General features: G+C 74.6%; 24 protein-coding genes. 15 read left to right on the forward strand and 9 right to left on the reverse strand.

Going from position 1 to position 25541, the window contains the following annotated elements:
- Positions 1-98: 98 nt before the first annotated feature.
- The 4 genes from V1J52_RS04560 to V1J52_RS04575 are packed head-to-tail and all read left to right on the forward strand — an operon-like array spanning position 99 to position 2590.
- Positions 99-737: an AIM24 family protein gene (locus V1J52_RS04560; protein WP_330138275.1), complete on the forward strand. Its 639-nt coding sequence runs from the start codon at positions 99-101 to the stop codon at positions 735-737.
- A gap of 26 nt (positions 738-763) precedes the next feature.
- Positions 764-1387, forward strand: coding sequence for an AIM24 family protein (locus V1J52_RS04565; protein WP_330138822.1), 624 nt, complete (start codon positions 764-766; stop codon positions 1385-1387).
- A complete protein-coding gene (locus V1J52_RS04570; RefSeq protein WP_330138276.1) occupies positions 1384-2103 on the forward strand; it encodes an AIM24 family protein in 720 nt (239 codons plus the stop codon). The genes V1J52_RS04565 and V1J52_RS04570 overlap by 4 nt, the downstream gene beginning before the upstream one ends.
- 10 nt (positions 2104-2113) lie before the next feature.
- Entirely contained in the window at positions 2114-2590 is a 477-nt protein-coding gene (locus V1J52_RS04575) for a MarR family winged helix-turn-helix transcriptional regulator (RefSeq protein WP_330138277.1), read from the forward strand.
- Positions 2591-2675: 85 nt separating this feature from the next.
- Here the strand turns inward: V1J52_RS04575 and V1J52_RS04580 are convergent, their stop codons facing one another.
- Entirely contained in the window at positions 2676-4220 is a 1545-nt protein-coding gene (locus tag V1J52_RS04580; protein ID WP_330138278.1) for a sensor histidine kinase, read from the reverse strand.
- Complete coding sequence (locus V1J52_RS04585) at positions 4210-4878, reverse strand: response regulator transcription factor (RefSeq protein ID WP_330138279.1); 669 nt, start codon at positions 4876-4878, stop codon at positions 4210-4212. The genes V1J52_RS04580 and V1J52_RS04585 overlap by 11 nt, the downstream gene beginning before the upstream one ends.
- 134 nt (positions 4879-5012) lie before the next feature.
- On the opposite strand from V1J52_RS04585, the gene V1J52_RS04590 reads away from it, so the two are divergent.
- The gene (locus V1J52_RS04590; protein WP_330138280.1) at positions 5013-5750 is read left to right on the forward strand and encodes a PepSY domain-containing protein; all 738 of its coding nucleotides are present in this window, start codon (positions 5013-5015) and stop codon (positions 5748-5750) included.
- An 11-nt stretch (positions 5751-5761) separates the two neighbouring features.
- Here the strand turns inward: V1J52_RS04590 and meaB are convergent, their stop codons facing one another.
- Positions 5762-6724, reverse strand: a complete 963-nt coding sequence (gene meaB / locus V1J52_RS04595) for a methylmalonyl Co-A mutase-associated GTPase MeaB (protein ID WP_330138281.1) — start codon at positions 6722-6724, stop codon at positions 5762-5764.
- A 54-nt stretch (positions 6725-6778) separates the two neighbouring features.
- On the reverse strand, positions 6779-7981 hold the full coding sequence (locus V1J52_RS04600; protein ID WP_330138282.1) for an acetyl-CoA C-acetyltransferase: 1203 nt from the start codon (positions 7979-7981) through the stop codon (positions 6779-6781).
- Between the two features lie 136 nt (positions 7982-8117).
- On the opposite strand from V1J52_RS04600, the gene mce reads away from it, so the two are divergent.
- From mce to V1J52_RS04640, 8 genes are all read left to right on the forward strand, one after another.
- On the forward strand, positions 8118-8576 hold the full coding sequence (gene mce / locus V1J52_RS04605) for a methylmalonyl-CoA epimerase (RefSeq protein WP_330138283.1): 459 nt from the start codon (positions 8118-8120) through the stop codon (positions 8574-8576).
- A gap of 272 nt (positions 8577-8848) precedes the next feature.
- Positions 8849-12235: a polarized growth protein Scy gene (scy, locus tag V1J52_RS04610; RefSeq protein ID WP_330138284.1), complete on the forward strand. Its 3387-nt coding sequence runs from the start codon at positions 8849-8851 to the stop codon at positions 12233-12235.
- A 146-nt stretch (positions 12236-12381) separates the two neighbouring features.
- The gene (locus V1J52_RS04615; protein WP_330138285.1) at positions 12382-13323 is read left to right on the forward strand and encodes a coiled-coil domain-containing protein; all 942 of its coding nucleotides are present in this window, start codon (positions 12382-12384) and stop codon (positions 13321-13323) included.
- A gap of 102 nt (positions 13324-13425) precedes the next feature.
- On the forward strand, positions 13426-14454 hold the full coding sequence (locus tag V1J52_RS04620; protein ID WP_330138286.1) for an ATP-binding cassette domain-containing protein: 1029 nt from the start codon (positions 13426-13428) through the stop codon (positions 14452-14454).
- Positions 14455-14456: 2 nt separating this feature from the next.
- Positions 14457-15224, forward strand: coding sequence for an ABC-2 transporter permease (locus V1J52_RS04625; protein WP_330138287.1), 768 nt, complete (start codon positions 14457-14459; stop codon positions 15222-15224).
- Positions 15225-15311: 87 nt separating this feature from the next.
- Positions 15312-16508, forward strand: a complete 1197-nt coding sequence (locus V1J52_RS04630; RefSeq protein ID WP_330138288.1) for an ABC transporter ATP-binding protein — start codon at positions 15312-15314, stop codon at positions 16506-16508.
- Positions 16505-17431 (forward strand): ABC transporter permease, encoded by a 927-nt coding sequence (locus V1J52_RS04635; RefSeq protein ID WP_330138289.1) that lies wholly within the window; start codon positions 16505-16507, stop codon positions 17429-17431. Before V1J52_RS04630 ends, V1J52_RS04635 begins: the two co-directional genes overlap by 4 nt.
- A 48-nt stretch (positions 17432-17479) precedes the next feature.
- Positions 17480-18463, forward strand: a complete 984-nt coding sequence (locus V1J52_RS04640; protein ID WP_330138290.1) for an aldo/keto reductase — start codon at positions 17480-17482, stop codon at positions 18461-18463.
- Positions 18464-18549: 86 nt separating this feature from the next.
- On the opposite strand, the gene V1J52_RS04645 is transcribed toward V1J52_RS04640, so the two are convergent.
- On the reverse strand, positions 18550-18876 hold the full coding sequence (locus tag V1J52_RS04645; RefSeq protein ID WP_330138291.1) for an Rv1322 family protein: 327 nt from the start codon (positions 18874-18876) through the stop codon (positions 18550-18552).
- Between the two features lie 240 nt (positions 18877-19116).
- Between V1J52_RS04645 and V1J52_RS04650 the strand changes: the two genes are divergently transcribed.
- Entirely contained in the window at positions 19117-20202 is a 1086-nt protein-coding gene (locus tag V1J52_RS04650) for an LLM class flavin-dependent oxidoreductase (RefSeq protein ID WP_330138292.1), read from the forward strand.
- Here V1J52_RS04650 and V1J52_RS04655 read toward each other — a convergent pair.
- A complete protein-coding gene (locus V1J52_RS04655; protein WP_330138293.1) occupies positions 20171-20563 on the reverse strand; it encodes an SCO5389 family protein in 393 nt (130 codons plus the stop codon). The genes V1J52_RS04650 and V1J52_RS04655 overlap by 32 nt on opposite strands.
- A 217-nt stretch (positions 20564-20780) precedes the next feature.
- On the opposite strand from V1J52_RS04655, the gene nucS reads away from it, so the two are divergent.
- Positions 20781-21443, forward strand: coding sequence for an endonuclease NucS (gene nucS / locus V1J52_RS04660; RefSeq protein ID WP_330138294.1), 663 nt, complete (start codon positions 20781-20783; stop codon positions 21441-21443).
- A gap of 81 nt (positions 21444-21524) precedes the next feature.
- Here nucS and V1J52_RS04665 read toward each other — a convergent pair whose 3' ends face one another.
- The 3 genes from V1J52_RS04665 to V1J52_RS04675 form a co-directional block, all read right to left on the reverse strand.
- On the reverse strand, positions 21525-24095 hold the full coding sequence (locus tag V1J52_RS04665) for an ATP-binding protein (protein WP_330138295.1): 2571 nt from the start codon (positions 24093-24095) through the stop codon (positions 21525-21527).
- A gap of 121 nt (positions 24096-24216) precedes the next feature.
- On the reverse strand, positions 24217-24528 hold the full coding sequence (locus tag V1J52_RS04670; RefSeq protein ID WP_330138296.1) for an STAS domain-containing protein: 312 nt from the start codon (positions 24526-24528) through the stop codon (positions 24217-24219).
- Between the two features lie 162 nt (positions 24529-24690).
- Positions 24691-25539 carry a 3-hydroxyacyl-CoA dehydrogenase family protein gene (locus V1J52_RS04675; RefSeq protein ID WP_330138297.1) on the reverse strand — a complete coding sequence of 283 codons (849 nt, stop codon included), beginning with the start codon at positions 25537-25539 and terminating at the stop codon, positions 24691-24693.
- Positions 25540-25541: the final 2 nt, after the last annotated feature.

Raw genomic sequence — 25541 nt, forward strand, 5'->3', positions numbered from 1 at the left:
CGTGCGCGAACCGCCTCCCGCGCTTGTGAAGAAAAGCACAAGCAGAGTCCATTGTGGCACCCTCCCGGGGCGCTCCGGCGCCGGGGTAGGTTCGGGGCGTGGTTCAGTTCCGGCTCCAGGGCAGCAAGGTGCTCGCCGTCGACCTCAGCGGCGACGGCGTACGCGCGAAGAACGGTTCGATGATCGCCTACGAGGGGGACATGGCCTTCAAGAAGCTCACCGGCGGCGGTGACGGCCTGCGCGGCATGGTCACCCGGCGGCTGACGGGCGAGCAGATGGAGGTCATGGAGGTGAAGGGACACGGCACCTGCTACCTCGCGGACGCCGCCACCGACATCAGCCTCGTCACGCTGCACCAGGACACGCTGCACGTCGAGGCGAACAACCTGCTGTGCACCGAGGGCGCCCTGCGCACGGGGACGACGTTCACCGGGCTGCGCGGCGCCTCGCAGGGCAACGGGCTGTTCACCACCACCGTCGAGGGCACCGGGCAGGCGGCCCTGACGTCCACGGGACCGGCCATCGTGCTGCGCGTCAGCCCGCAGACACCGCTCACCGTGGACCCGGGCGCCTACCTGGCCCACACCGGGCGGCTGCGCCAGGAGTTCCAGAGCGGCGTGACGTTCCGCACCTTCGCCGGTGAGGGATCAGGCGAGGCGTTCCAGATCCGCTTCGAGGGCGAGGGACTCGTCTACGTCCAGCCCAGCGAGCGCCTCACCGTGGGAGGGCAGCTGTGACGGGCTTCAGCCGGGTCGGCAGCAAGATGGTCGAGGCCCGCGTCGCGCCGGGCCGTCCCCTGTACAGCCAGCGCGGCGCGATGCTCGCCTACCGCGGCGAGGTCTCCTTCACCCCGAACCTGGTCGGCGGGCAGGGCGGGCTGATGTCCGCGCTGGGCCGGCGGGCGCGCGGGGAGGCGGCCCCGCTGATGACGGTCGAGGGCGACGGCACCGTCTTCTTCGGGCACGGCGGCCACGAGGTGCACGTCATCGAGGCCGCGGGCGCGCTGCTGCACGTGGAGGCCGACCGGCTGCTGGCCTTCGAGGGCACGCTGCGCCAGGGCACCGTCTTCCTCGGCGCGCAGGGCGGGGTGATGGGCCTGGTGCGCGGGCAGGCCACCGGGCAGGGCCTGTTCACCACGACGCTGGAGGGCCACGGCGCGGTGGCGGTGCTGGCGCACGGCGGCGTGCTGGAGCTGCCGGTGACGCCGCAGCGCCCGGTGCACGTGGACCCGCAGGCCTACGTCGCCCACCTGGGTGACCTGCGCAACCGGCTGTCCACGGCGCTGGGCTGGCGCGACATGGTCGGCCGCGGTTCGGGCGAGGCGTTCCAGCTGGAGCTGTCCGGCCAGGGCACCGTCTACGTCCAGGCGAGCGAGGAGAAACTGTGAACGGCCCGATCGTCCACGACGCGCACACGCTGCCCGCCAACGACAACGTCGGCTCGTACGCCTTCTGCGTCGAGCTGGACGGGCAGTGGTTCCTCCAGAAGGGCAAGATGATCGCCTACTTCGGCGACATCCGTTTCGACGGCGTCGGGCACGGCCCGCTCGACCATCTCGTCGCCCGCAGTTTCCACTCCCCGCTGCACGCCGCCGACTGGGTCGTCGCGCAGGGCCGGGGCCGGCTGCTGCTGGCCGACCGGGCGTTCGACGTCAACTCCTTCGACCTGGAGGACGGCAACCTCACCATCCGCTCCGGCAACCTGCTGGCCTTCGACCCGAACCTGTCGCTGAAGCAGTCGATCATCCCGGGCTTCGTGACGCTGATCGGCACGGGCAAGTTTGTCGCCGCCTCCAACGGCGCGGTGCACTTCGTGGAGCCGCCGGTCCGGGTGGACCCGCAGGCGCTGGTCGGCTGGGCCGACTGCCCGTCCCCCTGCCACCACTACGACCACGGCTACCTGCGGGGCTTCCTCGGCGGCGTGCGGGCGCTGACCGGCTTCGGCGGCGCCTCCGGCGAGGAGCACCAGTTCGAGTTCACCGGAGCGGGGACGGTCCTGCTCCAGTCCTCGGAGACGCTGATGCCCGAAGCGCCCACGGGCGCGGTGCCGGGCGCCCACGGCGTGCCGGGCGCACCCGGCGGCGGAGCGGGCTGGACTGGGTAAAGTCGCAGGTATGGACACCGAAGACGGCCCCCGCTGGCTCAGCCGGGACGAACAGCGGGTCTGGCGTACCCACCTGGACGTCAGCCGACTGCTGATGTACCAGCTGGAGCGGGACCTCCAGCCGTTCGGGCTCACCCTCAACGACTACGAGATCCTGGTCAACCTCTCCGAGTCGGGCGACCGCCGCATGCGGATGAGCGACCTGGCCGGGGCCACGCTCCAGTCCAAGAGCCGCCTGTCCCACCAGGTCACCCGGATGGAGAACGCCGGGCTGGTGCGCCGCGAGCACTGCGACACCGACAAGCGCGGCCTGTTCGCGGTGCTCACCGACCACGGATGGCACACGATGCGCGAGGTCGCCCCGCACCACGTGGCGTCCGTCCGGCGGCACTTCATCGACCTGCTCAAGCCGGACAGCCTCGCCGCCCTGCGGGAGTACCTGGAGCCGGTCGCCGACCACCTCAGAGAGCACCGCGGACGGGTCTAGGACCGCACGGCGAGCGGGACGGCGAGCGGAGCCGGGGGACGGCGCGCGGGGCCCGGGGCGGCGCGCGGGCGGGAACGCCCGCCGGTCACGTCAGGGCCGGGAGCCGCAGCGCGAACAGGGCGCCGCCCTCGGGCGCCTCGCCCACCGTGAGGCTGCCGCCGTGCCGGGCGGCCACCTCCCGGGCGATGGCCAGCCCCAGGCCCGCGCCGCCGTCGTCCCGGCTGCGCGCGTCGTCCAGCCGCACGAACCGTTCGAAGATCCGCTCCCGCTCCCCGGGCGGCACCCCGGCGCCGTCGTCCGCGACTTCGAGCACCGCCCAGCGGCCGGTGCGCCGCACCGACACCCGCACCACCGCGTCGGCGTGCCGCTGCGCGTTGTCCAGGAGGTTGCCCAGCACCCGCGCCACCTGGGCGCGTGACCCGGCCACCTCCGCGCCGGCCGCCGGACCGCACGCCACCGGCACCCGGTCCGCCGTGCGCCGGGCCAGCTCCTCGTGCACCAGGGCGGGCAGCGCGACGCGCCCCTGCACGGGGCGTTCCCCGGCGTCGAGCCGGGCCAGGAGCAGCAGGTCGGCGGCGAGGTCCTGGAGCCGCACGGTGTCCTGGACGGCCTCCGCCACGTCCAGCAGCTCCGGGTGCGCCTCCCCCACCTCCAGCTGGGTGCGCAGGGACGCGATGGGGCTGCGCAGCTCGTGCGAGGCGTCGGCCACGAACCGCCGCTGCCGCTCCACGGCCCCCTCCAGCGCGGCCAGCGTCTCGTTCGTCGTACGGGCCAGCCGCCCGATCTCGTCGCGCACCGCGGGCTCGGGCACGCGCCGGGACAGGTCGGTGGAGCGGGTGATCTCCGCCATGCTCCGGCGGATGCCCTCGACGGGGCGCAGCGCCCGCGCGATGACCCCCGAGGTGGTCGCGGCGACGACGACGAGCATGAGCGGGACGCCCACCAGCAGCGCCGTCCGCACCGTGCCGACGGCCGCCTGCTCCAGCGCGAGCGGCGCGCCCGCGTAGACGGTCAGCGGTTCCCCGCGCGGGGTCACCACCTCGGCGACGGCGTAGCGGTAGTCGCCGCGCCGGCCGTCCACGGTGGCGGTGCCGTCGGTGAACTCCACGTCGCCGTCCACCTGGCCGGGGCCGAGCCGCTCCGCCCCGTCGACGTCGCCGGGCCCGGCGGGCAGCCGCACGCCGTCGTCCTCGTCGTCGTCCTCACCGTCGTCGCCGTCGTCGCCGTCGTCACCGCCGTCGTCGTCACCGCCGTCGCCCGTGCCGGGCGCCGGGGCGGTGGGAGCGGCCGCGGGCGGGACGGCGACCGGCTCGACGCTCGGGCTGGACGTGCCCGTGAGCGCCTCCAGGCCGTCGCTCACGCCCCTGACCCGACGCGCGCCGTCGACGATCTGCACCGGCCCCTCGGCGGACTCGATGTCGGCGAAGGCGACCCCGGTGGCGAGCTGCCCCGCGATGTCCCGCGCCTGCACCTCGGCCCGCAGCTCGACCTCACGGATCAGGTTGGCCTCCAGCAGCCACAGCACCGCGCCCGCGGCCAGCGCGAGCGCGAGCGCCACGACGGCCGTCGCCCCGGCCGTCGCCTTGGCGCGGACCGTGCCGAACGGGCGGCGCGGTGCGTCACCGGCCACGGTCCACCGCCAGCCGGTACCCGGCGCCCCGCACGGTGGTGATCAGCCCGGCGCCGAGCTTGCGGCGCAGCGCGCTCACGTACACCTCGACGATGTTCGGGTCGCCCGCGTAGGCGAAGTCCCAGACGTGTTCGAGGATCTCCGCCTTCGAGACCACCTCGCCCGCGCGCACGGCGAGCTGCTCCAGCACGGCGAACTCCTTGGCGGTCAGCTCGGTCTCCCGCCCGTCCCGCTCCACCCGGCGCGCGGCCCGGTCCACGGACAGCCCGCCCAGCCGGAGCACCGGTGCCGCGCCGCCGCCGCGCCGCCGCAGCAATGCCCGGATGCGGGCCAGCAGGACGACGTAGGAGAACGGCTTGGTGAGGTAGTCGTCCGCGCCGGTGTCCAGCCCTTCGGCCTCGTCGTACTCGCCGTCCTTGGCGGTGAGCATCAAGATGGGCGTCTCGTCGCCCGCGGCCCGCAGCGCCGAGCAGATGCGGTACCCGTTCAGGCCCGGGAGCATGATGTCGAGGACGAGCAGGTCGTAGGGGTTCTCGGTGGCCATGAACAGGCCCTCGCGCCCGTCGTGGGCGACGTCGACGGCGAAGCCCTCGGCGGTCAGTCCCCGGGCCAGTGAGCGGGCGAGGCGGCGCTCGTCCTCCACGATCAGCACGCGCATGGGGGCCAGCGTGGCAGATCGTTCCTGAAGCGGTCTTCAGGTTCGTTCAGCGGGGCTTCAGCTTGCTTCCGGCACCGTGGGCAGCGGTTGGCCGGGCGACCGCGCACCGGCCGGACACGGTGGAAGGGGACCTCATGCAGCGGAACCACACGATCGCGGCCCTCGCGGTGGCGGCCGTCGTCGGCGGCGGCATCGTCGCGGGCACCGCCCTGGCGGACGGCGACGGCGAGGACACGTCCCGGGCGCTGCGGACGGCGGCGGGCACACCGGCCGGCGACCGGACGGACGGCACGGGGAACGCCCCGCCCCCGGCGGGGAGCGGGTCCGTCACCGCCGAGCAGGCCGTCCAGCGGGCACTCGCGGCGGCGCAGGGCACCGGGACGGAACTGGACGCGGAGGAGGACGGCCGGGTCTGGGAGGTCACCGTGCTGGGCGCGGACGGCACCTGGCGGGAGGTGGACGTCGCCCGGGCGGACGGGCGCGTCCTGGGCGTGGACCGGGACGACGACGGCGACGACCGCGACGACGACCGGCACGACGCCGCGCGGGTCCGCGAGGCGCTGCGGGGCACGCAGGTCACCCTCGCCGACGCCGCCCGCATCGGGGCGGAGCAGGGACGGGGCACGGTCGACGACGTCGAGCTGGACGGCACGTGGTGGACGGTCGGCCTGGGGGGCGGTGAGGACGACGACGACCGGGAGGTGCGCGTCTCCCTCACCGGGGACACCGCCCCCGCGGCCGACGACGACGCGGACGACCGCGACGACGACGGCAAGGACGACGACAGCCGGGACGACGACCGCGACGACGACGGAGACGACGACCGTGATGACCGCGGGGACGACGGTGACGACGACCACGGGGACGACTGAGCCGACCCGGCTCACTCGCCCTCGGTGACCCCCGCGACCAGTTCGTCCGCCGCCGCGTAGGGGTCCAGCGAACCGGCTACGATGCGCGCGGCCAGCGCCCCGAGGCGGCGGTCGCCGTGCAGGTCGGCGATCCGCTCGCGCAGGGCGGTCACGGCGATGTTCTCGACCTCCCTGGCCGCCCTGCGGGTGCGGCGCTCCGTCAGGACGCCGCGCTCGTCCATCCAGGCGCGGTGCTTCTCCAGCGCCTCAACGACCTCGTCCACACCCTCGGCCCGGCTGGCGACGGTCTTGACGATCGGCGGCCGCCAGTCGCCGGGGGCGCGGGCCTCGCCCAGGCCGAGCATGTGGTTCAGCTCGCGGGTGGTGGCGTCGGCGCCGTCCCGGTCCGCCTTGTTGACCACGTACACGTCGCCGATCTCCAGGATGCCCGCCTTGGCGGCCTGGATGCCGTCGCCCATGCCCGGCGCGAGCAGCACCACGGAGGTGTCGGCCTGTCCGGCGATGTCCACCTCGGACTGGCCGACGCCGACCGTCTCGACGAGGATCACGTCGCAGCCCGCCGCGTCCAGCACCCGGATCGCCTGCGGGGCGGCCCAGGAGAGCCCGCCCAGGTGGCCGCGGGTGGCCATGGAGCGGATGTAGACACCCGGGTCGGAGGCGTGGTCGGACATCCGCACCCGGTCACCCAGGAGCGCCCCGCCGGAGAACGGCGAGGACGGGTCGACCGCCAGCACGCCGACCCGCCTGCCCGCCTTCCGGTAGGCGCTGACCAGCGCGGACGTCGACGTGGACTTGCCGACACCGGGCGAGCCGGTCAGCCCGACGACGTACGCGGAGCCGCTCAGCGGCGCGAGCGCGGCCATGACCTCGCGCAGGTGCGGTGACGCCCCCTCCACCAGCGAGATGAGCCGGGCCACCGCCCGGGGTCTGCCCGCGCGGGCCTGCTCCACCAGTTCGGGGACGTTCACCGCCATGTGCGCTGTGCTCCTCGCTCGCTCACCGACTCCGCGCCTGCCGCCGTGCGGACGTCACCTGCCCGGCACCTTCACGATGAGGGCGTCGCCCTGGCCGCCGCCGCCGCACAGGGCGGCCGCACCGGTGCCGCCGCCGCGCCGCTTCAGCTCCAGCGCGAGGTGCAGCACGATGCGGGCCCCGGACATCCCGATCGGGTGACCGAGGGCGATGGCGCCACCGTTCACGTTCACCTTTTCGGGGCTGATGCCCAGCTCCTTCACGGACTGGTGCGAGACGGCGGCGAACGCCTCGTTGATCTCGACCAGGTCCAGGTCGGCGACGTCCAGGCCCTCCTTGCCCAGCGCGTGCCGGATGGCGTTGGCGGGCTGGGACTGGAGGGAGTTGTCGGGGCCCGCCACGTTGCCGTGGGCGCCGATCTCGGCGATCCACTCCAGGCCCAGCTCCTCGGCCCGGGCCCGGGACATCACCACGACGGCCGCCGCGCCGTCGGAGATCTGCGAGGCGGAGCCCGCCGTGATGGTGCCGTCCTTGGCGAAGGCCGGACGCAGCTTGCCCAGGGACTCGGCGGTCGTCTCGCCGCGGATGCCCTCGTCCTTGCTGAACACGACGGGCTCGCCCTTGCGCTGCGGGATCTCCACGGGCGTGATCTCGGCCTCGAACAGGCCGTTCTTCTGGGCGGCCGCGGCCTTCTGGTGCGAGGCGGCGGCGATCTCGTCCTGCTCGGCGCGGCCGATGCCCAGGCGCGTGTTGTGCTTCTCGGTCGACTCGCCCATCGCCACGTTCTCGAAGGCGTCGGTCAGGCCGTCGTGGGCCATCGCGTCGAGCATCTGCACGGCACCGTACTTGTGCCCCTCCCGGGAGCCGGGCAGCAGGTGCGGCGCGTTCGTCATGGACTCCTGGCCGCCGGCGACGACCACGTCGAACTCGCCGGCCCGGATGAGCTGGTCCGCCAGGGCGATGGCGTCCAGCCCGGACAGGCAGACCTTGTTGACGGTCAGCGCGGGCACGTTCATGGGGATACCGGCCTTCACCGCGGCCTGGCGGGCCGGGATCTGCCCCGCACCGGCCTGGAGGACCTGTCCCATGATGACGTACTGGACCTGGTCGCCGCCGATGCCCGCACGGTCGAGGGCGGCCTTGATCGCGAAGCCGCCGAGATCCGCCCCGGAGAAGGACTTCAGCGAGCCGAGCAGCCGTCCCATGGGCGTACGGGCGCCCGCGACGATCACTGAGGTGGTGCCGGTCGTGCCAGTCATGCTGCGGCCCCTTCGGAGAAGGAAGTGAACGAGGGTTAATCGCCAATGTACTGAGCGGTACCCGGCCGGTCACCGGTCCGTCGGTGTGACCGTGCGCACGTTGCGTAATCAACCCCGCAGGCGGTGTCCTTGTTCCATGCTGACGCGCATCGACCACATCGGGATCGCCTGCTTCGACCTGGACGCGACCGTCGAGTTCTACCGCGCCACCTACGGCTTCGAGGTGTTCCACACCGAGGTCAACGAGGAGCAGGGCGTCCGGGAGGCCATGCTCCGCATCAACGGCACCGACGACGGCGGCGCCTCCTACCTCCAGCTCCTGGAGCCGGTCGACGAGGAGTCGACCGTCGCCAAGTGGCTCGCCAAGAACGGCGAGGGCGTCCACCACATCGCCTTCGGCACGGCCGACATCGACGGGGAGTCGGAGGCGATCAGGGACAAGGGCGTGCGGGTCCTCTACGACGCGCCGCGCACCGGCTCCATGGGCTCGCGGATCACCTTCCTCCACCCCAAGGACTGCCACGGGGTGCTCACCGAACTCGTCACCTCCGCCTCCGCCGCACCGCACGAGGGGCAGGCGCCGGACGGCGCCTGACGCCCGGCGGCCGCCGGCCGTCCCCCGCACCCGTCCCCACGCCCGTCCGTTCCCCCCGGCACACGCACGGAATTCGCGCTCGGGGGCGCTAGAGTGGCCGCGCGGCGCACAGCCGTGGGCGGCCGGGCAGGTCCTGGGTCCCGTTCCGCGTCCCGCCGATGATCTGACACCATTTCCTCGGAGGTTCTTCGGGAGATCCGCGGAGCTTTCCGCGGACGTTCTTCGGAACAGCCAGTTCACCTTACCGACCAGGGGACGGATGGGACCGCGCAGTGCGGGGCTACGACCGCTACGAGGCTGACGACCACCTGTCGCGTTTCGAAGCCGAGATGGAACGGCTGAGAAAGGAACGGGACAAGGCGGTCGACCACGCCGACGACCTCGGCTACCAGGTCGAAGTGCTCCGCGCCAAACTGCACGAGGCGCGGCGCTCCCTCGCCGCGCGCCCGGCCGGTTACGACAACCTCGCCGGTCAGGCGGAGCAGCTCCTGCGCAACGCCCAGCTCCAGGCCGAGCAGCTGCGCGCGGACGCGGACCGCGAGCTGCGCGAGGCCCGGGCCCAGGCCCAGCGCATACACCAGGAGCAGGCCGAGGCGCAGGCCCGGCTGGAGTCGGACCTGCACGCCGAGGCCGTGCGCCGCCGTCAGCAGCTCGACCAGGAGCTGGCCGAACGCCGCTCGACCGTCGAGTCGCACGTCAACGAGAACGTCGCCTGGGCGGAGCAACTGCGCGCCCGCAGCGAGGCCCAGGCCCGCCGCCTCGCCGAGGAGACCCGCGCCGAGGCGGAGCAGACCCTCGGCGCCGCCAGGGCCGAGGCGCAGCGGCTGGCCGAGCAGTCGCGGCAGCGGCTCACCGAGGAGGCGCGGGCCGCCCGCGGCGAGGCCGAAGCCCTGCTGCGCCGGGCCCGCGCCGACGCCGAGCGGCTGCTCGCGGCCGCCTCCACGCAGGCGCAGGAGGCCACCGACCACGCCGAGCGGCTGCGCAGCAGCACCGCGTCCGAGACGGAGGCGGCGCGGCGGGAGGCCGCCGAGCTGGCCCGCCGCGCCGAGCAGCGTGTGCGGGAGGCCGACGAGGCGCTGCGCAGCGCCCGCAGCGAGGCGGACAAGGTCCTGGAGGCGGCCCGCGAGGACGCGGCCAAGCGGCTGGCGGACGCGGAGTCGCAGAACGAGCAGCGCACCCGCACCGCCAAGGCCCAGATCGCCCGGCTCGTCAGCGAGGCGACCTCGGAGGCCGAGGCGCTGAAGGCGGAGGCGGAGCAGACGCTCACCGACGCCCGCGCCGAGACCGAACGCGCGCTGGCCAAGGCCCGCGAGGACGCCCGCGCCTCCGCCGCCGAGGAGACGGCCGCCCAGCTCGCCGAGGCGGCCCGCAGCGCCGAGGAGATGCTCGGCAAGGCGTCCGCGGAGGCCCAGGCCACGACGAAGGCGGCGGCCGAGGAGGCCGAGCGGCTGCGCACCGAGGCCGAGGAGGAGGCCGACCGGCTCCGCGCGCAGGCCCACGACACCGCCGAGCAGCTGAAGGGGTCCGCGCAGGCGGACACCAAGGCGTACCGGGCCAAGACGGCCGAGCTCCAGGAGGAGGCGCGGCGGCTGCGTGGCGAGGCCGAGCAGCTGCGCGCGGAGGCCGTCGAGGAGGGCGAGCGGCTCCGGGCCGAGGCCCGCAAGGACGCCGTCCAGCAGATCGAGCAGGCCGCGGGCAAGGCCGAGGAGCTGCTCGCCCAGGCCAAGGCGGACGCCGAGGAGACGCGCGGCGCGGCCACCGCCGAGGGCGAGCGCGTCCGCACCGAGGCCATCGAGCGGGCCACCGGGCTGCGCCGCCAGGCCGAGGAGCTGCTGGAGCGGGCCCGCGCCGAGGCCGAGGAGCTGCGCCGCGGCGCGCAGGAGCAGGCGGACGAGGCCAGGGCGGAGGCCGAGGCAGCCGCCCGGCGCATCCGCGAGGAGGCCGAGGAGCAGGCCGGGCAGGCCGCCACCGAGGCCGCCGGTGAACTGGCCCGGCGCCGGGAGGAGGCGGAGGAGAGGTTCGCCGCCGCCGAGGAGGAGCTGCGCGGCGCCCGGGACGAGGCGGCGCGGCTGCGCGAGGAGGCGCGGGCCGAGACGGAACGGCTGCGCGCCGAGGCCGCCGAGCGCGTCCGGACGCTCGGGCAGCAGGCCGAGGAGGAGGCCGAGCGGCTGCGCACGGAGGCCGCGTCGGACGCCGCGGACGCCCGCGCCGAGGGCGAGGCCCTGGCCGTCCGGCTGCGCACCGAGGCGGCCACCGAGGCGGAGCGGCTGCGCTCCGAGGCGCAGGAGACCGCCGACCGGGTGCGCGCCGAGGCGCAGGCCGCGGCCGAGCGGCTCGGCACCGAGGCGGCCGAGGCGCTGGCGGCGGCGCGGGAGGAGGCCGCCCGCCGGCGCGGCGAGGCCGACGAACTGCTGGCCGACGCCCGCGAGGAGGCGCACCGCGAGCGCACGCAGGCGCGGGAGCAGAGTGAGGAGCTGCTGGCGTCGGCGCGTCGCCGCGTGGAGGAGGCGCAGAGCGAGGCGACGCGGCTGGTGGCCGAGGCGGAGGAGCGCGCCGCCGGGCTGGTGGCCACGGCCGAGGAGCAGGCGCGGCAGGTGCGGGAGGTTGTGGCCGGGCTGCGCGAGCGCGCCGAGGAGGACGTCGCCGGGCTGCGGTCGGCCGCCGAGCACGCGGCGGCGACGCTGCGCCGGGAGGCCGAGGAGGAGACGGACGCGGCCAAGTCGCTGGCCGAGCGCACCGTCACGGACGCGATCGCCGAGGCGGAGCGGCTGCGCAGCTCCGCGCAGGGCGAGGCCGACCAGGCCCGCGGGGACGCCGACCGGGTCAGGGACGAGGCGCGCCGGGAGGCGTCGCGGAAGCTGAACGAGGCGGCCGGGCAGGCCGACGAGCTGCTGGCGAAGGCGCGGGAGGAGGCCGTCCGTACCGCGGCCGCCGCCGAGGAGCAGTCCGACACGATGGTCGGCGTCGCCCGCGCCGAGGCCGAGCGGCTGGTGTCCGAGGGCCGGGCGGAGAGCAGCCGGCTGGTGGAGCGGGCCCGCGCGGACTCCGACACCATGCTGGAGGAGGCCCGCAGGGACGCGACGGCCATCCGGGAGCGCACCGAGGAGCTGCGTCAGCGGGTGGAGGGCGAGGTCGAGGAGCTGCACGAGCGGGCCCGCCGGGAGGCGGCCGAGACGATGAAGTCGGCGGGCGAGCGCACCGACAAACTCGTGAAGGCCGCCGAGGAGCAGTTGACCGAGGCGCAGGAGAAGGCACGGAAGCTGGTGTCGGACGCCGGTTCCGAGGCGGGCAAGGTGCGCATCGCGGCGGTGCGCAAGGCCGAGGCGCTGCTCAAGGAGGCCGAGCAGAAGAAGGCCACCTTGGTCAAGGAGGCCGGGGATCTGCGCGAGGAGGCCCGGCAGGAGGCGGAGCGGATCGTCGCGGAGGGGCGGCGGGAGCTGGACCTGCTGGTGCGCCGCCGCGAGGACGTCCAGGCGGAGATCTCCCGGGTGCAGGACGTGCTGGACGCGCTGGAGTCCTTCGAGTCGCCCGGCGCGGGGAAGCCGGGCCGGGACAAGGGCGAGAGCCGCGAGGGCAAGGACGGGCGCGACGGCAAGGGGACGGTCAAGGCGGGGGCCGGAGCGGGCGGTTCCCGCGGCGGCAAGTCGCCCCAGGGGTAGCCACCCGAAAGAGCGCACCTCTTCCGGTCGGGTTCCGGTCGTGTGCGCGGTAAAGGGCACCAAGTGAGGCAACCGCTCGAAGAGGGGGCGCCCTGGCCCCTAGGATTCCGGTTATCACCTCACCGGTCTCTTTCGACAGGAACCCCATGAGCGACACTTCCTCCCCCTTCGGCTTCGAGCTCGTGCGGCGTGGTTACGACCGCGGACAGGTGGACGACCGCATCAACAAGCTCGTCGCCGACCGAGACAGCGCACTGGCCCGCATCACCTCGCTGGAGAAGCGGATCGAGGAGCTGCACCTCGAAACGCAGAACGCCCAGGCCCAGGTCAACGACTCCGAGCCGTCCTACGCCGGGCTCGGCGCGCGGGTCGAGAAGATCCTCCGCCTCGCGGAGGAGGAGGCCAAGGACCTGCGCGAGGAGGCCCGCCGGGCCGCCGAGCAGCACCGGGAGCTGGCCGAGAGCGCGGCCCAGCAGGTGCGGGACGACGCCGAGGCGTACGCCGCCGACCGGAAGGCGAAGGCCGAGGACGAGGGCGTCCGCATCGTCGACAAGGCGAAGGGCGAAGCCTCCACGCTGCGCTCCGACGCCGAGCGGGACGCGCAGTCCAAGCGCGAGGAGGCGGACGCCCTCTTCGAGGACACCCGCGCCAAGGCGGCCCAGGCCGCGGCCGACTTCGAGACGAACCTCGCCAAGCGGCGGGAGCAGTCCGAGCGTGACCTCGCCTCCCGGCAGGCCAAGGCCGAGAAGCGGCTCGCGGAGATCGAGCACCGTGCCGAGCAGCTCCGCCTGGAGGCGGAGAAGCTGCGCACCGACGCCGAGCGCCGCGCCCGCCAGACGGTCGAGACGGCCCAGCGGCAGGCCGAGGACATCGTGGCCGACGCCAACGCCAAGGCCGACCGGGTGCGCAGCGAGTCCGAGCGCGAGCTGGCGGCGCTCACCAACCGCCGCGACAGCATCAACGCGCAGCTGACCAACGTGCGCGAGATGCTGGCCACCCTCACGGGCGCGGCGGTGGCCGCCTCCGGGCAGCCCGCCGACGACGAGGACGGTGCCACCAGCGGCGTCCCGGCGCAGCAGACGCGCTGACGCGGGGCGTCGCCGCCGGGCGGTGGTGACATCCCGCACCTATCGGTCCAAGTGCCGCACGACGGTTGGCGTGCGGCACTTGGACCGTCTAGCGTCGGGCCCATGATCGAGCTTGACGGGCTCACGAAGCGCTACGGCACCACGACGGCGGTCGACCGGCTCACCTGCACGGTCCAGCCCGGTATGGTGACCGGCTTCCTGGGCCCCAACGGGGCAGGCAAGTCCACCACGATGCGGATGATGCTCGGCCTGGACCGGCCGACCGCCGGGGACGTGCGCATCGACGGCCAGCACTACGACCGGCTCCGGGACCCGCTGAACTCCATCGGCGCGCTCCTGGAGGCCAAGTCGGTGCACGGCGGGCGCACCGCGTACAACCACCTGCGGGTGCTCGCCCAGTCCAACGGCATCCCCGAGCGGCGGGTCACCGAGGTGCTGGGCCTGGTGGGGCTGTCGTCGGTCGCCAAGAAGCGCCCCAAGGGGTTCTCCCTGGGCATGGGCCAGCGGCTCGGCATCGCCGCCGCCCTCCTCGGCGACCCGAAGATCCTGATGTTCGACGAGCCCGTCAACGGGCTCGACCCCGAGGGCATCCACTGGATCCGCAACCTGATGAAGCACCTGGCCGAGCAGGGCAAGACCGTCTTCGTCTCCAGCCACCTCATGAGCGAGATGGCGCTGACCGCCGACCACCTCATCGTCATCGGGCAGGGCAGGCTGCTGGCCGACACCTCGATGCGGCAGTTCATCCGGGAGAACTCCCGGTCGTACGTGCGGCTGCGCACGCCCGAGCAGGAGAAGGCGCGGGACGTGCTCGGCGCGGCGGGGCTCACCGTCGTGGCGGGTCCGGACGGGGCGCTGGAGGTCGAGGGCGCGGAGTCCGACCGGGTGGGCGAGCTGGCCGCCGCGGAGGGTCTCGTCCTGCACGAGCTGAGCCCGCAGCAGGCGTCGCTGGAAGAAGCGTTCATGCAGCTGACCGCGGGCGCCGTCCAGTACCAGGCGCAGGGCGAGACCCCGCCGCCGGGCGCCGTGCCTCCGGGCGCCGCACCGCCGCCGGGCGCCGTGCCCCCGGGCGCCGCACCGCCGCCGGACCCGGGCGCCGGTCCGTCCCCGCAGCCCAGGAAGGGGTCCTGACCATGGCCCACGCGACGCAGGTCCTCCGCTCGGAGTGGACCAAGGCCATGACGATCCGCTCGACCGTCTGGACGCTGGGCAGCGCCTTCCTCGTGACGGTCGCCTTCGGCGTCCTGCTGAGCCTGCTGATCCGCACGACGTACGACGACCTCCCCGAGGAGAACAAGCTCACCTTCGACCCCGTCGTCACCAGCTTCGCCGGGATGTCGATCGGCCAGCTCGCGATGATCGCTTTCGGCGTGCTCATCGTCTCCAGCGAGTACAGCACCGGCATGATCCGCGCGTCCCTGGCGGCCGTGCCGCAGCGCGGCACCTTCATGGCCGCGAAGCTGCTCGTCGGCACGGCCCTGGTCCTGGTCGTCGGCATGGTCACCAGCTTCCTGTCCTTCTTCCTGGGGCAGGCGGTCCTGGGCGACCTGGCCACGTCGATCAGCGAGCCGAACGTGCTGCGCGCCGTCGTCGGCGGCGGCTTCTACATGGCGCTGATCGGGCTGTTCGCCATGGGCGTCACCTGGATGCTGCGCACGCCCATGCTGCCGTTCGCCATCCTCACGCCGCTGTTCTTCCTGGTCAGCCCGATCCTGGGCTCGGTGGAGGCCACCCGGGAGGTCGCCTGGTACCTGCCGGACCAGGCGGGATCGATGATCATGACGGTCGTGGACACCGGAGACCGCCCGTACGGGCCCTGGGCGGGGCTGCTCATCATGGCCGCGTGGACGGCCGCGTCGCTGGTCGGCGGTTACCTGCTGCTGAAACGGCGGGACGCGTGAGGGAACCGCCGGCGTCCCGGTAGCCTCCTGGTTCTACGGGGGCGGGCGTCGCCCCGATGTTCCCGCGCAACACCAGGGGCTGGGCCGATGATCGAGGCTTACGGGCTGACCAAGACCTACGGCGGCAAGACGGCCGTGCACGACCTCTCCTTCCAGGTGCGGCCCGGCGTCGTCACCGGCTTCCTCGGCCCCAACGGCTCGGGGAAGTCCACGACGATGCGGATGATCCTGGGGCTGGACGAGCCGAGCAGCGGCACGGTCACCGTCAGCGGCCTCCCGTTCCGCCGACTGCCCAACGCCGCCCGGCAGGTGGGCGCGCTGCTGGACGCCAAGGCCGTGCACGGCGGGCGCAGCGCCCGCCAGCACCTGCTGTGCCTCGCCCAGCTCTCGGGCATCCCCGCCCGGCGCGTGGACGAGGTCCTGGCCATGGTGGGCCTCACCTCGGTGGCCAGGAAGCGTTCCAAGGGCTTCTCCCTCGGCATGGGGCAGCGGCTCGGCATCGCCGCCGCCCTGCTGGGCGACCCGCGGGTGCTCCTGTTCGACGAGCCGGTCAACGGCCTCGACCCGGAGGGCATCCGCTGGGTACGGCAGCTGATGAAGGCGCTGGCCGCCGAGGGCCGGACGGTCTTCGTCTCCAGCCACCTGATGAGCGAGATGGCGCTGACCGCCGACCACCTCATCGTCATCGGACGCGGTCAGCTCCTCGCCGACCAGCCGGTGCGGGAGTTCATCGCCGCCAACTCCGCCGGCTTCGCGCGCGTGCGCACCCCGGACGACGCCCCCGAGCAGCGCGAGAAGCTGTCGGCCGCGCTCGCCGAGGCGGGCGGCGGGGTGCAGCCGGAGCCGGACGGCGCGCTGCGTGTGGACGGGCTGCCGCTGCCCCGGATCAGCGACGTGGCGCACGGCGCGGACGTGCGGCTGTGGGAGCTGTCGCCGCACCAGGCGTCGCTGGAGGAGGCGTACATGCGGATGACGCAGGGCGCCGTGGACTACGCCGCCGCGCCGGGGACCCGCCCCGGTCCCGGCTGCCCCGGCTCCGGGCAGCCGGGGCAGCCGGTGCCGGGGCAGCCGGTGCCGGGCCAGCACGGTCCGTACGCCGGGCCGCCCGGAGTGCCCGGCGCCGCACCCGGGCCGTACGCCGCGCAGCCGCCCGGCGCCGGATGGCCGGGGCCGTCCGGCACCGCGCAGGCCCCCGGGTCCGGCCCGCCCGTCCCGCCGGCGGCTCCCCCGGCGCCGCCCGCCCCCGTCCAGCAGCCCACGTCCGACCGCGAGGACGCCCGATGACCACGCCCTACGCCCCGTCCTCCGCCACGCCGCCGGCCCGGGCCGCCCAGGGCCCCGGGTCCGGCCACGCCCCGCCGCTGCCCGAGCGGCGCGCCCACCTCGGCCACGCCATCGCCTCGGAGTGGACGAAGATCCGCTCGGTGCGCTCCACGGTGTGGACGCTGGCCGTGCTGTTCGCCCTCGTCGTCGGCGTCGGCCTGCTCGTCGCCGTCGGGATGAGCGGCAGCGCGTACCTGGACATGCCGGTGCTCTCCGGCGGCTTCTTCGGCCTGATGCTGGGGCAGCTCGCCGTGATCACCCTCGGGGTGCTCGTGGTGACCTCCGAGTACAGCACCGGGATGATCCGCTCCACGATGACGGTGTGCCCGCAGCGCGGCCGGGTGCTGTCGGCCAAGGCCATCGTCTTCTTCCTGCTGTCCTTCGTGATGACGCTGGCCGCGTGCGGGATCACCGCGGTCATCCAGTCGGCCGTGCTGGAGGGCAAGCCGCTCAGCCCCTACGCCGACACAGCGTCGACCGGCGAGGCGAGCCGCGCGGCCGGGGAGGCCGTCGTCACCTCCGGCGAGTGGCTGGACGCCACGGTCGGCGCCGCGCTGTACGTCGCCCTGCTCGGTCTGCTCTCGCTCGCCGTCGGCACGCTGCTGCGCAGCACGCCCGGCGCGGTGACGACCATGCTGGGCCTGGTGCTCGTGCCGTTCATCGTCTCGCTGTTCCTGACGACCGAGAACACCTTCGAGCTGGGCGAGACGATCCGCGAGTACTCGACGCTCAACGGCCTGGCCACGCTGTTCCACATCCCGATCGAGCTGTCCTCCGCGGACCCGGGCACCCCGAACGGCTGGCCGCTGCTCGGCGTCCTCGCGGCGGTCACGGCGGCGGCACTCGCCGCCGCCTACGCCCGTATCGCCCTCCGCGACGTGTGAGCCGCGGCCCGGCTGCCGGGCCGCGCCGGACGGCTTTAGGATCGGTTCATGGAACAGCGCATACTGGGCAGGACCGGCCGGCCGGTCTCCGTCGTGGGGCTGGGCACCTGGCAGCTCGGCGCCGACTGGGGCCAGGTACGGGAGGAGGACGCCCTCGCCGTGCTGGACGCGGCGGCGGCGTCCGGCGTCACCTTCTTCGACACCGCCGACGTGTACGGGGACGGCCGCAGCGAGCAGCTCATCGGCCGTTTCCTGCGGGAACGCCCGGACGCCCCGGTGTTCGTGGCGACGAAGATGGGCCGCCGCGTCGAGCAGGCGCCCGAGCAGTACCACCTCGACAACTTCCGCGCCTGGACGGACCGCTCCCGCCGCAACCTCGGCACCGACACCCTGGACCTGGTGCAGCTGCACTGCCCGCCCTCGCCGGTGTACTCCTCCGACGCGGTCTTCGACGCCCTGGACACCCTGGTGGCCGAGGAACGGATCGCGGCGTACGCGGTGAGCGTGGAGACGTGCGAGCAGGCGCTCGCGGCCATCGCCCGGCCGGGCACGGCCAGCGTCCAGATCATCCTCAACCCGCTGCGGCTCAAACCGCTGGAGCGGGTGCTGCCCGCGGCCGCCGAGGCGGGCGTCGGCATCATCGCCCGCGTGCCGCTGGCCTCCGGGCTGCTGTCGGGCCGGTACACCCGTGAGACGGTGTTCGCCCCCGACGACCACCGCGCGTTCAACCGGGACGGCTCGGCGTTCGACCAGGGCGAGACGTTCTCCGGGATCGACTACGGGACCGGTCTCGCGGCGGCCGCCGAGTTCGCCGCGCTGGCCCCCGAGGGCGCCACCCCGGCGCAGACGGCCCTGCGCTGGGTCATCCAGCAGCCCGGCGTCACCTCCGTCATCCCCGGCGCCCGTTCCCCCGAGCAGGCCGTGGCGAACGCGGAGGCCGCCGCCCTGGCGCCCCTGCCGCCCGCCGTGCTGGACGCCGTGCGCGGCCTGTACGACCGCTACGCCCGCGCCCAGGTCCACGACCGCTGGTGACGGGCGGGCCGCCCGCGCGCCGGGCCGCCGTCCGGGCGCCTGAGCGGGCGGCCCGGACGGCGGGCGCCGCCGGGGAGCGCCGGGGGTCAGTAGCGCGGGGCGTTGCGGGAGCGCTGGACGCGGACGCCCCGGCGGTCCCGCGCCGACCAGCACGGCCCGTGCCAGTGCCTGCGGTTGTCCACGTCCCCGTACTGCGGCCAGGTGACGACGTGCGGCACGCCGGGCGGGATCTCCTGGTCGCAGCCCGGGCAGCGGTAGTGCTTGGCCGCTCCGCCGCCGCTGATGCGCCGCACGACCCAGTCCTCGCCCCGCCAGGACTCGGTGCGGTCCAGGCTGACCGACCGCGGGCCGCCCCCGGCGGCGCTCGGGTCGGCCTTGGCACCGCCGCGCGGGCGGTTTCGTCGCGGAGACACGGGAACCTCGGAAGGAGTCGGGGGCCGTACCGGCCCGGGGCTCGGGCTGTCCGACCGCTGCGGACTGTCCGACCAGCCTACGCACCGGACGCTGCGCGCCCGAACCGTCCGTGCTCCACCGCGGCGTCGTAACGATGATCCGAATAACGGGGTGCCGTGAGCGTGCCTTCGGCACGTGTCAGGCGTTAATGCCAGGAGGGGGCAGCACGGCCACGGGCGCCGCCGAGGAGGTTGACGACAATGCGCGTAGGGACGTTCGTACTGGCCGCACAGTTTCCCGGGCAGAGCCAGGAGGAGGCGCTGCACCGCGCGGTGCGGTCCGCCGTGGCGGCCGAGGAGGCCGGGCTGGACGCGGTCTGGCTGGCCGAGCACCACTTCGTCCCGTACGGCACCTGCCCCTCCGCGGTGACGCTGGCCGCCCTGCTCCTGGGGCGTACCCGGCGCATCGGCGTGGGGACGGCGGTCAGCGTCCTGCCGACCGCGCACCCGGTGGCGCTGGGCGAGCAGGCCGCGCTGCTGCACCTGACCACCGGCGGCCGGTTCACCCTGGGGGTGGGCCGGGGCGGCCCGTGGGTGGACCTGGAGGTCTTCGGCAGCGGCCTCGCGGCGTACGAGTCGGGCTTCCCCGAAGCGCTGGACCTGCTGCTGCGCTGGCTGCGCGAGCCCCGCGTGGGGGCGGACGGGGAGCGCTACCGCTTCCGCGAGGTGGCCGTCGTCCCCCGCCCCGCCGAAGCGCTCACCGGCCCCGGCGGTCCGCCGGTCGTCATGGCGTGCACCTCGGACGCCTCCGTGCGCCTCGCCGCGGTGCGCGGGCTGCCGATGCTGCTCGGCATGCACTGCGGGGACGAGGAGAAGGCCCGCCTGGCCGCCCTGTGGCGGCGCGAGGCGCTGGCCGCCGGGCACGACGCGGAGACGATCGCCGACGGGCACGTGTCCGCCGGCGTCGTCCAGGTGGCCGACACCGCCGCCGAGGCCACCCGGACGCTCTGCGAGACGATGCCGGGCTGGCTGCGGCAGGGGCTGGGCGCCCACGTCACGGTGGACGGCCGGGCACGCACGATGCGGGACCCGGCCGCGTACACGCGGCTGCTGTGCTCCCTGCACCCGGTGGGCCCGCCCGTGCTGTGCGCCGACCGGCTCGCCCGCACCGCCGAGCGCACGGGCATCCGCCGTTTCGCCCTGCTCGCGGAGGGGGCGGGCGGCCTCGCCGCCACCGAGGCCAACATCGCCCGGGTCGGCGCGGAGGTGCTGCCGCTCCTCGGCTTCGAGGAGCGGCAGCGTCCGCGCCGGGTGTTCAGCAGTCGCGCAGCACCGGCGACTGGTTGAGGAGCTGGCCGCGTATGGACGTGAAGCGCTCCAGCCGCTCGTCGGCGGAGGCGTCGAGCGGGAACACGGCGACGCGGTGGCAGTTCTGGAAGGCGAGACGCACCCCGAAGTGCCGTTCCATGGCCCCCCGGATGGCGTTACTGGCCATGGCCCGCAGGAGCTGGCCACGCGCCTGCTCGTCCGGCGGCGGGGTCTGGTTGTCGGCGAACGCCCCACCGTCGACCTGGAGTCTGGCGACGAGGGAGCTGACCATCTCCCAGGCGTACGGGAGGGAGTTCTTGACGCAGTCGACGAAATCCGCTTCGTCCACCTCGCCTCGCTCGGCCTGTTCCAGGAGGGCCGGTGAGACGTCGAGCGACATGGGGTTCTCCTCTCGCGACCCCGGCGGCGCCGGGGTCCCACGGACGGGGCAGGGGGCCTCGCCGTAACACGCTTTCGTTCGGCGACGCCCCCATCACCTACGGTAAAGCCGTAGCCACCAGTCGACCAGTGCGTTGCGCGCACAACAAGCCACGCATGAACGGGGAGAAGCAGGGGCGAATCGCTACCCGGCTCCGAGGTCGGATAGCGTGCCGCCCATGCGTCTCGTCATCGCCCGCTGCTCCGTCGACTACGCCGGCCGGCTCACTGCACACCTGCCCCTGGCACCCCGGCTGATCCTGGTGAAGGCCGACGGGTCGGTGTCCGTCCACGCCGACGACCGGGCCTACAAACCCCTCAACTGGATGTCTCCTCCGTGCACGCTCAAGGAGGGTGAGGACGGGGTCTGGACGGTGGTGAACAAGGCGGGCGAGAAACTGATCATCACGATGGCGGAAGTCCTGCACGACTCGTCCCACGAACTCGGCACGGACCCCGGCCTCATCAAGGACGGCGTCGAGGCGCACCTCCAGGAACTGCTCGCCGACCGCATGGAGACGCTCGGCGCGGGCTGGTCCCTGATTCGGCGCGAATACCCCACCGCCATCGGACCGGTGGACATCCTGTGCCGCGACGGGGGCGGGGCGACCGTCGCCATCGAGATCAAGCGGCGCGGCGAAATCGACGGCGTCGAGCAGCTCACCCGCTACCTGGAGCTGCTCAACCGCGATCCGCACCTGGCCCCGGTGAAGGGCGTGTTCGCGGCGCAGGAGATCAAGCCGCAGGCCCGCGTGCTGGCCACCGACCGCGGCATCGACTGCGTCACCCTCGACTACGACGCCCTGCGCGGCATCGACGACGATAAACTGCGCCTCTTCTGACGGTCGTTGCCTGACGGTCGTTGACTGACGGGTTCGCCGCCGGGTCCGGGCGCGCCGGAGACGGCGTGCCCGGACCCGGCGTCAGACGAGCAGCGTCCCGCTCTGCGCCGGGGACGGCGAACCGGAGCCGGTCACGGTGACCGTGGGCTCGGGCCGCGTAGCCGTCGGCGTCGCCTCGCCCGGCTCGTCGGTGGGTTCTTCCGTCGGCTCACCGGTCTGCTCGTCGGTGGATTCGTCCGGATCGGGTTCGCCGCCCCCGGGAGAGCCCGTCGCCGGGTCCGACGGCGTGCCGCCCGTCTCACCGCCGCCATCCGGCCCGTCGCCGCCGGGCGTTCCGTCATCGCCGCCACCCGGTTCGCCGGGCGTGCCGCTGTTCCCGCCGCCGGGCGTGCCGCCGTCCCCGGTGCCGCCGTTCGTTCCCCCGGAGGCACCGTCGCCCGTGCCGCCGGAGGTGCCGCCGCTCGTTCCCCCGTCCGGGGCGTCGCCGCCGCCTCCGGGAGCCGAGGTGTCCTCCCCGCCGTCGCCGGAGGGGGACGCACCGGAGTCCGGGGGCGTGGCGCCGGGGGCACCGGAGGAGCCGGGGTCCCGGGAGGGCCGCGGGCCCTCGGAACCGGCCGGCTCGCCGGGGGTCTCGGGCGTGCCGTACCCGTCGTCCTCCGGCTGCGTTGTGGAACTGTCCGGCCTGACCCGGTCGGCCGTGTCCTCCTCGCCCGAGGTGCTGGCCACCGTCACGACCGTGCCGAGGACGACGGCCAGCACGGCTCCGGCCGCCGCGGCCAGCACGTTGCGGCGGCCGTTCGCCACGAGCACGCGCCGCAGGCCGCCGCGCGGGCCGGTCCCCGGATCATCCGGCAGGACCGCCGGGGCAGCGTCGGCGTAGGCGCCGAACGGCTGGGACGGCGTCGCGCCGGTGACGGCCGCGGCCGTCACCGTGGCGTCCTCGCTGCCGGAGGGCGCCGTCGCCCCCTCCTCCGCCTCGGCACCCGGCACCGGGTCCAGCGCGGGGGTGAGCGGCACGCCGGAGCGGTCGGCGACCAGCGCCAGGGCGCGGCGGCCGGCGAACGTACCGCTGCGGTCGGCGAGTCCGCCCCGCAGGGCCATCGCCGTCTCCAGCTCGGTGCGGGCCCGGTCCAGGTCGGCCGTGCACAGGGCGAGGACGCCCAGCTCGTGGTGGAAGTACGTTTCTTCGGCGACCTCGCCGGACTGCCGGGCCGCCTCCTGCCCGGCGGTGAGCACGCGCTCCCAGGCCGACCAGTGCTGCGCGGCGGCGAAGACCGGTGCGGCCGTGTGGGCCAGCAGGACGGCCGCGCTGGCGTGCCCGGCGCGCTGGGCGCCCCGCACGGCGGCGAGCACCGCCTCCGACTCCGCGGCGACCCGCTCCGCGGTGACCGAGGGGTGCCCGGCCCACCAGGCGTAGTGCTGGGCGGCGGTCCGGGCGCGCGCGCCCGCGCCCTCGGCGTACCCGGCGTCGACGAGCTGCGCGGTGACCTGGGCGGCCAGGCGGTAGTGGGCGCCGGCCGCCGTGGCGAGCCCGGCGGCGGTCAGCTCGGCCAGCGCCGCGTCGGCCCGTTCGTCGTCCAGCAGGGCGGGCAGGTGCGCGGCCTGCGGCACCTCGCCGTCGAGCGCGACGGCGAACCGCAGGACGTCGCGGCCCTGCCCGGAGAGGGCCTGCGCGAGCCGTACCGCGGTGACCGAGGCGACGGTCAGCCCGGCCGGGCGCTCCGCCTCGCCCGGCTCGGCCTCCTGCGCCCCGGCGCCGTCCGGCGCGGGGTCGTCGTCACTGGGGGCGGCACCGACGGCCAGGCCGCGCGCGTCGCGTTCCCGCAGCAGCGCGCCCGCCTGGACGAACCGCAGCGGCAGCCCCTCGGACTCGAACCACAGGTCGCCGGCCCAGTCGGCCTCGCCCTCGGTGAGCGGCCTGCGCGCGGCGCGCTCCAGGAGGTCCACGCAGGCGGTGCGGCTGAGGCCGCGCAGGACGACCTCCTCCAGGTCCGAGTCGGCCGAGGGGGCGGGGACGTCCGGCGTCGCGGCGAACAGGAAGGCGCACTCGGGGGTCGCCTTCAGCAGCTCGTCGAGCGCGGCGCCGCCGAACTCCAGGTCGTCCAGGACGACGACGGCGCCGACCTCCGCCAGCGCGTCCAGCAGCTCCGCCAGCTCCGGCCGGTGCCGGGGGGCGTCGTGGACCGCGTGGTAGAGGGCGTAGAGCAGGTCGGTCACGCCGCGGCGGTGGCCGCTGAGCCGGACGACGCCGTCGGGCGCCAGGTCCGCGCATCCGGCGGCGACGGCGGCGAGCAGCCCGGTGCGGCCGGAGCCGCTGGGCCCGGTGAGCCGCACGGAACGGCCGCGGGCCAGGAGGCGGACGAGCCGTTCCCGCTCCTCGTCGCGCTCCAGCAGCGGCAGGTCGAGTGCCGCCTCGCCCACCGGGGCGGGCGGCGCGGCGGCGCGGGCGAGGTCGGCGCGCGCCCGCGGGCCGCGGCGCCGCGGCGGCCCGGGCAGTCGTCCCGGCGGACATGGCTCGATTTCGCTGCCGTCGACGGGGTTGACGGTCAGCAGGTATTCACCCGCGACCAGCTGGACGGTACGGGCCAGAGCCCCGCTGTCGTGGCTCTCGCGACCGCCCTTGTCCTCCGGTCCGCGGTGAGTCGGGTGCATGGTGAAAGCCCCCCAGATGCGGTGCTCGTGGTACTCCCTGGGCCCTTCCCGGCAGTGAAGCGAACCCTAGACGCAACCGGGGCCGCGGCGAAGCCCGACCCTGCGGCCCGGCCCCGAATCGTCATGGCTTTGTGAGCGTTTGCCCCTCGATGGCGAGGATGCGGTGCAGGCGTGTCGCCACGAGGACCCGCTGCATCTGCGGGGGGACGTCCCGCAGGACGAGCCGCCGTCCGCAGCGGCCCGCCCTGCGGTGGGCGCCCATGATGACGCCGAGGCCGGTGGCGTCGCAGGAGTCGAGCTGGGCGAGGCTGAGCACGAGGTCGCCGTCACCGGCGTCGAGCGCGGTGTGCAGCGCCGTACGGGCGTCGGCGGCGCTGCGCACGTCGAGGCGTCCACCGACGAACAGCTCGGCGTGGTCGCCCTTGATGTGCATAACGCGCTCCCCGATGGTTACGTCGCGTAAACCTTCGTGTCCGAATGTCTCACTACACTTGACGGCCCGCCCGGGAGCGAAGTTGCCGTCCGTGTGCGAATCGATACGGAATCCACCCCTGCGGGTGACGTCCGTCCGGCGGTGCCGGCGCGCGGCAGCGGCTCAGTAGCGGTAGAAGCCCTCGCCGCTCTTGCGCCCCAGGTCCCCGGCGTCCACCATGCGGCGCATCCGCTCGGGAGCGGCGAACTTCTCGTCCCTGGACTCCGTGTAGATGTTGTCCGCCGCGTGCAGCAGGATCTCCACGCCGGTGAGGTCGGCGGTGGCAAGCGGGCCCATGGCGTGCCCGAAGCCCAGCTTGCAGGCGGTGTCGATGTCCTCGGCGGTGGCGACGCCCGACTCCTGGAGCTTGGCCGCCTCCACCACCAGGGCGGTGATGAGCCGGGTGGTGACGAACCCGGCCACGTCCCGGTTGACGACGATGCACGTCTTGCCGACGCCCTCGGCGAACTCCCGCGCCACGGCGAGGGTCTCGTCGCTGGTCTTCAGGCCGCGCACCAGTTCGCACAGCTGCATCATCGGCACCGGCGAGAAGAAGTGGGTGCCCACGACCCGCTCGGGGCGCCGCGTCGCGGCGGCGATCTTGGTGATCGGGATGGCCGAGGTGTTGGAGGCGAGGACGGCCTCGTCCTTCACGATGCCGTCCAGGGTGCGGAAGATCTCCTGCTTGACGTCGATCCGCTCGAAGACGGCCTCGACGACGATGTCGGCGTCGGCCACCGCGTCCAGGTCGGTCGTCGTGGTGATGCGGGCGAGCGCGGCCTGCGCGTCCCCGGCGTCGAGACGGCCCTTCTGGACGAACTTGCCGTAGGACGCCTCGATGCCGCCGCGGCCCCGGGCCAGCGCCTCGTCGGTCACATCGCGCAGCACCACGTCCCATCCGGCCTGGGCGGAGACCTGCGCGATGCCGGAACCCATCAGTCCGGCTCCGATGACGGCGAGTTTCCTGGCCACGT

The organism is Streptomyces solitudinis, from assembly GCF_036323765.1.
GTDB lineage: Bacteria > Actinomycetota > Actinomycetes > Streptomycetales > Streptomycetaceae > Streptomyces.